Annotated in this window: 15 protein-coding genes; 2 read left to right on the plus strand and 13 right to left on the minus strand. The window is 48.2% G+C overall.

Going from position 1 to position 10,360, the window contains the following annotated elements; translation table 11 throughout:
• Together GS601_RS22385 and GS601_RS22390 are read right to left on the minus strand one after the other, a co-directional pair.
• On the minus strand, positions 1-143 hold a 143-nt coding region (locus GS601_RS22385; protein WP_162425508.1), incomplete at its 3' end, for an IS1 family transposase.
• A 59-nt stretch (positions 144-202) separates the two neighbouring features.
• Entirely contained in the window at positions 203-493 is a 291-nt protein-coding gene (locus tag GS601_RS22390) for a PIN domain-containing protein (RefSeq protein WP_238393460.1), read from the minus strand.
• A gap of 230 nt (positions 494-723) precedes the next feature.
• On the opposite strand from GS601_RS22390, the gene GS601_RS22395 reads away from it, so the two are divergent.
• Positions 724-1,461: an IS1 family transposase gene (locus GS601_RS22395; protein WP_162425509.1), complete on the plus strand. Its 738-nt coding sequence runs from the start codon at positions 724-726 to the stop codon at positions 1,459-1,461.
• Between the two features lie 23 nt (positions 1,462-1,484).
• Here GS601_RS22395 and GS601_RS22400 read toward each other — a convergent pair whose 3' ends face one another.
• The 11 genes from GS601_RS22400 to GS601_RS22450 all read right to left on the minus strand — a co-directional run bounded on the left by GS601_RS22400 (position 1,485) and on the right by GS601_RS22450 (position 8,807).
• A complete protein-coding gene (locus GS601_RS22400) occupies positions 1,485-1,799 on the minus strand; it encodes a hypothetical protein (protein WP_162425510.1) in 315 nt (104 codons plus the stop codon).
• 135 nt (positions 1,800-1,934) lie between these two features.
• Positions 1,935-2,507, minus strand: coding sequence for a dihydrofolate reductase family protein (locus GS601_RS22405; protein WP_162425511.1), 573 nt, complete (start codon positions 2,505-2,507; stop codon positions 1,935-1,937).
• Between the two features lie 151 nt (positions 2,508-2,658).
• A complete protein-coding gene (locus GS601_RS22410; RefSeq protein ID WP_162425512.1) occupies positions 2,659-3,519 on the minus strand; it encodes an alpha/beta fold hydrolase in 861 nt (286 codons plus the stop codon).
• A gap of 182 nt (positions 3,520-3,701) precedes the next feature.
• Positions 3,702-4,055: a DUF5615 family PIN-like protein gene (locus tag GS601_RS22415; protein ID WP_162425513.1), complete on the minus strand. Its 354-nt coding sequence runs from the start codon at positions 4,053-4,055 to the stop codon at positions 3,702-3,704.
• Between the two features lie 6 nt (positions 4,056-4,061).
• Positions 4,062-4,394: a DUF433 domain-containing protein gene (locus GS601_RS22420; protein WP_162425514.1), complete on the minus strand. Its 333-nt coding sequence runs from the start codon at positions 4,392-4,394 to the stop codon at positions 4,062-4,064.
• A 224-nt stretch (positions 4,395-4,618) separates the two neighbouring features.
• Positions 4,619-5,731 (minus strand): hypothetical protein, encoded by a 1,113-nt coding sequence (locus GS601_RS22425; protein WP_162425515.1) that lies wholly within the window; start codon positions 5,729-5,731, stop codon positions 4,619-4,621.
• A 26-nt stretch (positions 5,732-5,757) separates the two neighbouring features.
• Positions 5,758-5,964 carry a hypothetical protein gene (locus tag GS601_RS22430; RefSeq protein WP_162425516.1) on the minus strand — a complete coding sequence of 69 codons (207 nt, stop codon included), beginning with the start codon at positions 5,962-5,964 and terminating at the stop codon, positions 5,758-5,760.
• A gap of 52 nt (positions 5,965-6,016) precedes the next feature.
• Positions 6,017-6,790, minus strand: a complete 774-nt coding sequence (locus GS601_RS22435; RefSeq protein WP_162425517.1) for a metallophosphatase — start codon at positions 6,788-6,790, stop codon at positions 6,017-6,019.
• Positions 6,791-6,796: 6 nt separating this feature from the next.
• On the minus strand, positions 6,797-7,612 hold the full coding sequence (locus GS601_RS22440) for a metallophosphoesterase family protein (protein ID WP_162425518.1): 816 nt from the start codon (positions 7,610-7,612) through the stop codon (positions 6,797-6,799).
• Complete coding sequence (locus tag GS601_RS22445) at positions 7,609-8,406, minus strand: CobW C-terminal domain-containing protein (protein WP_162425519.1); 798 nt, start codon at positions 8,404-8,406, stop codon at positions 7,609-7,611. The genes GS601_RS22440 and GS601_RS22445 overlap by 4 nt, the downstream gene beginning before the upstream one ends.
• Before the next feature lie 8 nt (positions 8,407-8,414).
• Complete coding sequence (locus GS601_RS22450) at positions 8,415-8,807, minus strand: SCO5389 family protein (protein WP_162425520.1); 393 nt, start codon at positions 8,805-8,807, stop codon at positions 8,415-8,417.
• Between the two features lie 88 nt (positions 8,808-8,895).
• Here GS601_RS22450 and GS601_RS22455 point away from each other — a divergent pair, with 88 nt between their 5' ends.
• Positions 8,896-10,146: a SidA/IucD/PvdA family monooxygenase gene (locus GS601_RS22455; RefSeq protein ID WP_162425521.1), complete on the plus strand. Its 1,251-nt coding sequence runs from the start codon at positions 8,896-8,898 to the stop codon at positions 10,144-10,146.
• The last annotated feature ends 214 nt before the right edge of the window (positions 10,147-10,360 follow it).

A 10,360-nucleotide genomic window follows, 5' to 3' on the forward strand; every position in this document is an offset into this window, starting at 1 on the left:
TCACTTAACATTTGCCATTGCGGATTCAGCACAAACTGCCGTCTACAATCTCGACATTTATAGGTCTGCTTACCATGTCGAGTATGACCATTTCGACTCACATCTTCAGACCCGCAGTCTGGACAAGGATGAATTTCTTTCATGATCCAGTTGGTTCTGAGCAACTCTTCTCATTTTAATTCTTATCCTTTCCTTCAGGGCACTACCGAAGATTACTTCTAGTCATGAACTGAACAGCTAAGTTTTGTACAGATTCTGTTACTTCCAGTAGTGGAAAACCGCGAACAGCTTCCAACCGTTGAGTCGCGATTTCTCCATTACCCTGTGTTGCTTCATCTAGAACGACCTGTGAGATGTAGAGAGTAAAAGCACTTCGTCGCAATTCCCACCAATCTCTAGTGACTTCAATATTTCCAGCGAGGATCAAATTTTTGGTTGATCTAGCTGTCAGGTAGCCTAAAATACTGGTTTCGATGTATACACTTTCACTCATATGGGCATCGGCTCTCTAGTTGTCTACAGAATTAAACCAGATTTGTCATCAATACGACTAATCCAATAGATGCTAGAGCGTGCAGAATTGCAAACAAACGCAGCACTTCGTGCAGGGGACTGAAAGTGAAGAACAGTCGGTAATGCCCTTTAGTAAAGGATAGAGAAATTAGAAGTCGCTATCATGGTTGAATCTCTTGTGATGCATCTCCTACTTTCCAATTTTCCACCATGAAGCCTTATCTTCTCTGTCCTAACTGCGGCTCAGACGACATTATGAGAAACGGCACCACTCGTCGTGGTAAGCAAAACTATAAATGTCGTGATTGTGGTCGCCAGTTCGTTGAAGACCCGCAATGGAAACCCATCGACCCAGACCGCAAAGCGATGATTGATTGCCTGTTGTTAGAGAAGATTCCTTTGGCGGGTATTGCTCGTGTGATGAACCTATCGGAGGACTGGCTGCAACGCTATGTCAACCGTTGCTACGCTAGGGTGCAGCAACGGGGGCAAGTGCAACCCAAAGCGAAGGGGCACTTAGAGGTGCAGATGGATGAATTATGGTCGTTTGTCAATAACAAGGGCAACAAGCAGTGGGTGTGGTTAGCACTCGATGTCGTAACCCGTGAGATTGTTGGATGCTACATTGGCGACCGCTCAGCAGAGGCTGCAATGCGATTGTGGCAATCGATGCCTGCGGTCTATCGACAATGCGCCATCGTGTACAGCGATTACTGGGAAGCTGATGCCAAGGTTTTACCAAGTAAGCGTCATCGTGCAGTTGGCAAGGAAAGTGGCTTGACCAGCTACATTGAACGATTCAACAACACGCTGAGACAACGAGTGTCACGTTTAGTGAGGAAGACATTATCGTTTTCTAAGAAGCTGGAGAATCACATTGGAGCGATTTGGTATTTCATCCATCACTACAACAAACAGATACGTTCAGAGTTACCCAGTTGTTTGTAAAGCTGCTTATTCTCTATCCTTTACTAAATAGGACTACCGAACAGTCTTGTTCCAAGCTCCTCAGAGAGTTTTTCATGCTCTTTATCTAAAATATCTCCAAATGAAGATCCCTTGAAACACAGATAAGTAAAGCCAGCATTCATAATCAATGGAAGGACAAAACTCAATTTAATTAGCGGCTTATTTATGTTCGAGAAATAATATAAAATAATCGCGCTTGTGATACCAAAAATGAATATGCTGGCTTTCAGCACCATATCTTTCAGCACCATATCTAGATAGAACTTATACAGATCAATGCTCTTCTCGAATTCCTTCCATAGGTCTTCTCTTTCCACAATTTTCGTGCCTCACCGATAATCTCTCAAGACGCCTCAAACTATGGCTTAAGCAGGCTAACGGTTGCAATCAGCGGCGGCAAACAGCCTTTGCATCACAACCAGGAGCTTCAACAGTCCGCTGCATTGCAATTGTTAGGCGGCTCCACTCACACCGCCTTTGTGTACTTCATAGCGCAACTCAGCCATGCCAGCACCCATCTGATGAACAGACACTAGGCGCAGAAATGGGCTTAGTACTTTGCGAGGGAATAGTGCCTTACCCTTGCCGAGGGTGGCCGAGCCAACCTGGATGATAAGCTCATCCAGTAAACCAGCATCGTAGAACTGACCAGCCAGATCTCCGCCTCCAACTATCCAGATGTTTCTGGTGCCAGCAGCAACTCGCATTTGGGTGTGGGCGTGGTGTACATCTCCATTGACGAATCGGATGTTCGCACCTTCGATTGTTGTCAGCTTGCGACTAGAGAATATCCAGGCTGACTGAGTGTATGGCCAAGCAAAGCCAGTCTCATTGGCAACCTTTTGGGCGTTGCGTACCATCCACTCGTAAGTTGCTGATCCCATTGCCAACGCACCCACATCTGAAATGAACTCTGGATAGTTGGAGTCATTCAGGTCACCAAGCGGAAACAGCCAATCTAGTGAGTCATTCTCAGTCGCAATGAAGCCATCAAGACTTGTCACTGTAAAGTACTGAGTTTTCATTTTTGTATGCAACTCCTAAATATGACTTCAAGCGCCTAACGACCCGCTTCACCTGCCGTTAGCAACCTCTCGGACTCAACGAAAAAACTCGATACGGTCGGTGTGCAACGGGATTGTTAGCCTGAACTACGTCAACGCAAATACAAGGTTCTCATTCATTTGAGAGCGCTTTGGCGATCGCTTCAATCTGATTCACCACCACCGAGATGTGTCCTTCATTTGGATACATCACCAGCTTAGTCGTTGGGAGAGTCGCAGCAATTCGCTTTACCAGATCAAGCGGAACATTCCGATCCTCTTCACCATAGAACAATGTCAGCGGCATCCGAATTTCATCTAAACTAAAGTCCCATTTTCTGAAGTAAAGCTGAAGATCCCAGGCGGTTCCTCGTGTTCCTGAACGAAGTCCCTCGTTCAAAGCCTCACAGCTTTTCTTTATCCGACCTGGCGATTTTAATACCGCATAATCTGCTTCCGGAAGTCTTTTTCCTAAAGTTTCTAATAGTTTGTCTGGAGGACCATTAAGCAATCGCTGCGTCAATTTCATTGAGGCTTGATACAGCCAGGGAAAACGCTTGATTAAAATCAAACTCCAACGATTGTATTTCAGCAAATCCGCAGTTGTAAATTCCCATGCTCCTGAAACGATCACGGCTGAATGTAATCGATTAGGAATCTTTGCAGCACAGGCAGCAGTATAGCCGCCTCCCGACGAAACACCCAGCACTGAGAATTTGTCTACTCCCAAGGCATCGGCAAGAAATGTGACATCCTTCGTCCAATCAGAAAATCCGCGATTCGGTTGGAAGTCTGACTGTCCGATTCCCGGACGATCTGGCGCAATCAGTCGTAAGCCTAATCGGATAAAGACTTCATCGCCTAACAACAATGGCTCTAAACGAGAAGTTCCGCCACCATGAAAGTAGAAAACGGGATGCCCGTTGGGGTCGCCGTACTCTGCATAGGCTAACCGTCGATTGTCGGGTAGGGTGAGAAGATTCGTACTTTCCATAGCAGTATTCTTTAATCGTAAACTGAGTCTGACATCTCATTACCTCTCTACTAATAACTTTGACGGATAACTTAAGCCGCCCAACGGCTAAAGTGAGCGGCGGCAGATAACCTGGAACTCAGCACCAAGATCTCTCGCCCGTCCGCACCAACGCAGTGTTAGGTGGTGATCGCTATTCTTGTCTATCGTAGAGGGAGAAATCTTACTTGTCCTTCCCACTCACCCTCAAGGCTGCACTCCGCAATTAAGATAATTTCCTCTATCGCTAACCCTACTGGAACACGACGACTCACCTCAAACAACCCAGGCATTGACAATCCAGCTTGAATGCGTTCATAAGCAAAAGTTATCATCGTAGCAACATCATGAGTCAAAACAATTCGCCCTTCTTGGGCTGCCCATGCTAAAACGGCTGGGTCATCTGCTCCCGACAAGCTCACATCTTGAACACGCACAATGCTCAGATCTGGGCTTTGACGAAAAACACCCCGCACGATTTGGTTATTAAAATTCTCATCAGCCAGAAATCGAGACATTTTAGATTACCTGGACTGATTACGTCTAGCAATTAAGCGATCACGTATTCCAATAGGATTAAACCGCTGTTCAGCCTCCTCCTGAATTATGTTTGCCTGACGCTGGCGTTCTGCAAGATAGGTACGAACCTCATCCCGATGTCTGAGGTAGTAACCAATAACGAGATATATATCTGGTAGTTGAAGCGATGGATACTGCTCTCCTATTTCCTCTGGCGTACATCCCTCTAAAAAAGCCGTCACGACAGTATCTAGGGTGACACGAGTTCTAGAAACTCGCACAACACCATAAGCATCAGTCTCTATAGGCGTAGGTTCAAGGGCAATTGATAGAGTCATAGATATTCCCAGGTTTCTAAACTCTATGGTAGCAAACAACCATTCAGAGCAGAGCCTTCAATGGCTATAGAGGTTGCTTGCTAGTTCTTGTAATTCTCATGTTCCCCCTTATTCCAAGCAGAGCGCAAAACTCCGCGTAATCGTAGAGCTTTAACAAAGAGAGGTAATAACAAAATGGCTGCAACAACTGTCAAAATAATTCCACCTCTAAATAATCGGTTGATTTAAACGATCGCGGACTGAGGAAACCAATATTTTTGCCATTTGCCATTGAGTTCAAGGACTTTCAGCAGACCGAGTGCATGACTGCCTTGCGGTCTCCAACTCTTGCCCTTGCGTTTCTGGCGAGAGCCAATCACTTGGTCAACCGCCTTTTCTACCCGTCCACTGCCAATGGATTTTCCCACTTGTCGTCGCTGTTCATAGTCCACGATCTCATGCTGATGTTTCTTCAAGTAGGTGATCAACTCTTGCCATTTCTCTCGGTTGCGTGGGACAACCTGCTGAAGATAGTCGAGTGCTGCTTGGGTGCGCCCATGCCACAGGTCACTCAATAAGAGCTTGAGATGCGTTGTTTTCTCGGTCTTCGATTGAGCAATCATTGACATCAATTGCCGCACCTTCTCACACAGGTGATACCAATCGAGAATCACCACCACAGCACTGCTAAAGGTACGATTCCATCGATTGCGGATGACGGTAGCTCCGTCACTGATGACAACAAGCGGTAATGGGGTCTCAGATTGTCCATAGACCTGCTGCATCCGGGAGAGGACGACCGTTTCAATCGGCAATCGCACTGACCCATCGGCAGCCATCGGAGCGCTCAAGTACTCGAATTGCTCAGGAGCAGTTTGCAGCACCACCACATCGGTCACGACGGTCTTCGGATGCTCAGGCTCTTCGGTTGCAGCGGCATCTCGGCGCGGTCGTTGCGGCTTCTGAGCTTTGACTCCAATCGCATCATCATACAGAATCACTTCGGCACTGGGTTCATCGTACAGCTCAACCTTCGTCGCAACTTCAAGCATCGGCTTACTCGGTTGTGCAACTATGCTGCGTTCTATCCCGTCACTCAGTTGCAGGGCTTGCTGTTGTACCAATTGCCAAATCCCTTGCGAACTGAACACTCGTGTTCCACACTGCCGTTCGACCAACTCCGAGACTTCTCGATAACTGAGGCGATTGCTGTAGTACGCGCAAAACTCTTGCAGTCCTCGACCTAAATTCGGGCGTGTCTCTGGCTGCGTCAGTTCCAGATAACTGAGGCTCACCCCTTCAAGCTGATACTTCTGCACTTGAAATTCAAACGCGCCATGCAACGTCTTCAGCGTCATCACTCTGGTTCCATGACAGCGCAGTCCTAACTTGTTTTTTCCCCGGTTGTAAAGTCCGTTTGTGCTTGCTGCAACAATTCCGACTCGATTTTTGGCAAGGTTTCTTTGCGCCACTGTTCCACGTCCGCTTCAATCGAGTCTAAGTTCGCGTTTTTCAGGTTTACTTGTGTCGCTGGTTGCTGGCTGATGATGTTGCCATCGTCGTCTCGAATAATCACTTCGATGCTTGCCATACACTGACTCCGACTGATTACAAAGTTGACTTGTCGTAATCTTAGCGACTTTTCACGTCATCAACCGATTATTTAGAGGTGGAAATAATTTGTCCTTCAATGGCTGAAACCCCTTCCCTGAGCCATACCGAACTGTTCTAAACTCAATATGATTGGTGTAAGGATTATAGAGCGTGTAGGTTGCCTGTCCGGGAATGCGTCCAATATTCCCTACCCCAATCACCTGTCGGGGTTTAACCAGAATGGCTTGTGGTGTAGTTACCTGATCTAAAGTTGTGATGCTGGAGGTTACACTACCCTGCTGAATCTCGTATTGAAACGTTAATCCCGATCGCCCACAGAAGAGCATATTCGCATCCATCCGCATCAAGCGATCGAGCATTTGAATCGCAGGTGTATCAGGAGTTAATTCATCACCAACATCGACACTGCTGCCGTGAATCAGTAAGCAGTCGAGTTCAAAGAGACCAAAGTCGAGCGATCGCACCCATTCAACCATTTCTCGTGGAATTGCATCCCACAAAGTTTTCACCATCTCGATTCCATAGCGCTCAATCAGTTCGGTCGGTTCTCCCGTTCGTCCCAGCCCGTGCAAAATCAGCAACTGTTCTTCCCACCAACCCTGACAGACCTGGGGTACAGGTTCATCAGGACGGGGAGATCTGATCCGTTGGATCACATTTGTACTTTCAGGGATCGCAGCGATCGCATCACCCAGAATATATAATTCCTCAATGGGTTGTCGCTGCCGTTTTATATCTGCCAGCACCGCTTCATAAGCGGCTAAATTACCTTCAATTCCGCTCAAAATTGCCCAATTCGTCATGGTGTTTTACCGTTCACACACATGGGTTGGATCATCGGCTCGTTCAGCATACTCTAGTCCTTTTGACAGTCGCCAAGCAAATACAGGCGGTAACCCATTTTCGATAATGGCAGCACAAGTTTTTTGATAGTCGTATTCCACTTCTCGTAACGTGATTTGATCCGTGTCATTGTCATAAATCACGTAGGTAGCATTCGGTCTACCGTGACGGGGTTCACCGACTGATCCCGCATTGACAATGCGCTTGAGCGGTGCAGAGAAGCTAGTATTTTGAGGTTCTGATTTTCCAGTGAGTTTGACGCGGATTTGCAATTGTCCAACATCGAGTGATCGCACATAGGGCACATGAGTATGACCACAAAACAAAATATCAGCACCCGTTGCCAGCACTCGCTCCATCGCCACAAATGCATCCACTTCTGGCATCAAGTATTCGTGCTGATTATGGGGACTGCCATGCACAAAACACAGGTTGTCATCGCGTAAACTCAGGGGCAACTGAGCCAGATACTCTCGCACCTCTGGATGAATGACTTGATTTGTCCAGTCGTGTGCGACTTTTCCTCGCTTCTCTGCCAACACTGATGGATAACTGCATTCACAGGAATTTAATCCTTCCACAATGTCTTCATCCCAACACCCCTGACAGGTAGGAATATCGAGCGCGCGAATCATTTCTACCACGGCATTGGGATGGGGACCATACCCAACTAGATCACCGAGACAGTAGACCTTATCGGCATTTTGGTCATCAATATCAGATAGCACCGCGTTCAACGCTTCATAGTTACCGTGAATGCAGGACATCACAGCGATTTTCATGCCACTTCATCTCCTGGGTCTAATGAGTCTTTGATTTGTTGCTGGTAATAAGCGATCGCTTGATCATTCAAACAGCACTCTTTGATTGTTTGAGCAATTGCTTCTTGCTCCAGTGCTTCCCCGACGACCTCAATGCCGCTAAAGCGATCGGGTCTACCATTCAGCCAGCGGGGTAGATTGAGTTCCAGATAAGTTGCTTCAGCGAGTCCAGTCACAAAGTCAAAATGGAGCGATCGCCCATCAGCAACATCAAAAATGCCTTTAGCGCGTTGAACAGTGCCATACGCCCCATGCGTCAGTTCATACCAAAAAGTATTGAGACTAGCGAGGTCAAGCACCTGTCCCGACAGAACCGAACGCCAGAGATGAGGCTGTGATAACACCGCACCCGTCTCAACACCCGTTACCACAAGGTCTGCCCAGCCATGCCATTCTGTGTGTCGAGTTCCCGGCGGCAACACTGCCACTCGCTGGCAGTCTGCCATCTGGTCAGGCAGAATCAGGGAGGTTAGATCAATGTGAAACCCCAATTCAACGTAGACAGCAGATCCCGCCAGCGGATGGGCTAAAAAATCAGTCAACTGCTCGACGGGTAGCACGGTGAGTCCCGCAACCTCTGCTGCTAGATAGGTTGGGTCGATAGCGCAAGCGCGACGAAAGTCGTTCGGAGTATTTCCCGATCCCAGATTTAGATAAACGGCTGTCTCAGCAGCAGAACTGATCTGTTGCCGTATCCAGGTCGTTTTTCCCGCGCCGGGTGGACCAGACACCAGTGTGATGTTTAGTGATGGCATCAGAAGTTCTAACAGTCTTGGAGTTCAGGGGTTTGGTTGAGAATTTGATTCCGAATCGACGTGAAGTTGCGGTAGGCATCGGAATCCAGGCGATCGCGCCGAAAGACTGCCAGGTTATGACAATTCTGGAATGCCAGCTTCACGTCAAAGTGCCGCTCTACCGCCCCCCGAATCGCATCACCACCCACCATGCGAAGCAACTGTCCTCGCGCCTGTTCGCTGGGTGGAGCGATCGCATGGTTTGCCCACTCTTCGCCATCCTGGTGGATGCTGTGGGACAGCTTCTCGACAATATTCCAGGCGTAGGGCAAAGATTGCCGGATGGTTTCGACAAAGGCTGACTCATCCACCTCACCTACTGCTGCCTGTTGAACCAGGGCTTCACTGACGTTTAGAGACATTTTTTCTCCTGATGATTCATTCACTGCAAAACATCGTCCTATGATACAACTAAAATGATAATCATTCTCATAACTTAGTAATTGATTCATGCCTAATGCCGTGTTCGCTCTACCAGACTCCATTGACCTGGCGATCGTCGGGGCAGGACCCCACGCCCTGACGCTGGTGACTCACCTATTGCAAAAGAAAAAATCCATGCGAGGACGGTTTCTCGTCTTCGACCCCAGCGGCACCTGGATGAGTCGCTGGAATCATCAGTTTGGGGCGTTGGAAATTCCTCACTTGCGATCGCCAGCCGTCCATCAACCCGACCCCGATTCCCATGCCCTTCGCACCTTTGCCGAGTCTCGCCCCGACGAACTGTTTCCACCCTACGACCTGCCAGGAACTCAATTGTTTCAAGACTTTTGCCAGGATGTGATCCGTCGCTGGCAGTTAGAGAATTGCGTGTATGCGGCTCAAGTTGAACAGATCAAACCCTTGAACAATCAGCATCAGTCCCGGTTCTGTCTGCAATTAGCCACCGGGCAAACTGTAATCGCCCGTCGAGTCGTTATTGCCAACGGGGGTGGAATCCCTCAGCTTCCAGGCTGGGTCAGTCAGATTCCAATGGGTTATCCATGCGATCGCCTCCTACATTCTCATCAGGTGGATCTGCGAGGCTTACAACTCCGAGGTGAACGAATCCTGATTATTGGTGGTGGATTGACCAGTGGACACTTGGCAGTTGGCGCAATTCAACGCGGCGCACAGGTGCTACTTATGTCTCGCCGCACCGTCTACGAAAAACTCTTTGATGCCGATCCGGGTTGGTTGGGTCCGAAATATCTCAAAGACTTTTGGGCAGAACCGGATTGGTACGCTCGTTGGCAAATGATTCAGCAAGCGCGGAATGGGGGTTCCATGACCCCAGCAATGCTGACTCAACTGCGCCGTTTGCAGCGAGATGGGCGGATTGTGTTTTATGAGCAGTGCCAAGTTTCTCAAGCTAGCTGGAATAGAGATCACTGGCGGGTGTGTTGTGATCAAGCAACCGTGCATGAATGCATTCAACACCAACTGATCGATCGCATCTGGTGCGCCACGGGTAGCCAGTTAGATGCAACAAAGCATCCCCTGTTACAAGATGTTTTCGACGCTTATCCAACCGATATTGTGAACGGGTTGCCGATTGTGGATGAATGCTTACGCTGGCGAAATTGTGAGCTATTTATGATGGGCGGGTTAGCTGCATTACGCACGGGTCCAACGGCACGAAACTTATCAGGCGCAAGGGCAATGAGCGATCGCATCGTTCCCGCATTGACAAAAGCCAGTTTAGCGGTTTCAGCCCACTAGAATCTACTGATAAGCCCAATCAACAAATCTATACATATTCCCGCAAAACCCAGAGCAAGATGCCCTGTACCTCTACTCGGCATTCTTTTGTATCGATTGTGATTTGTGGATAGCTGGGATTGGAAGCGCTTAATACCACGTGAGTTCGACGGATTAAAAGATGGCAGGAGGGAGAGCAGGCAAGCCTTTTGGCTGCAAGTCGAGCGAGGGTAAC

The organism is Myxacorys almedinensis A, from assembly GCF_010091945.1.
GTDB lineage: Bacteria > Cyanobacteriota > Cyanobacteriia > Leptolyngbyales > Leptolyngbyaceae > Myxacorys > Myxacorys almedinensis.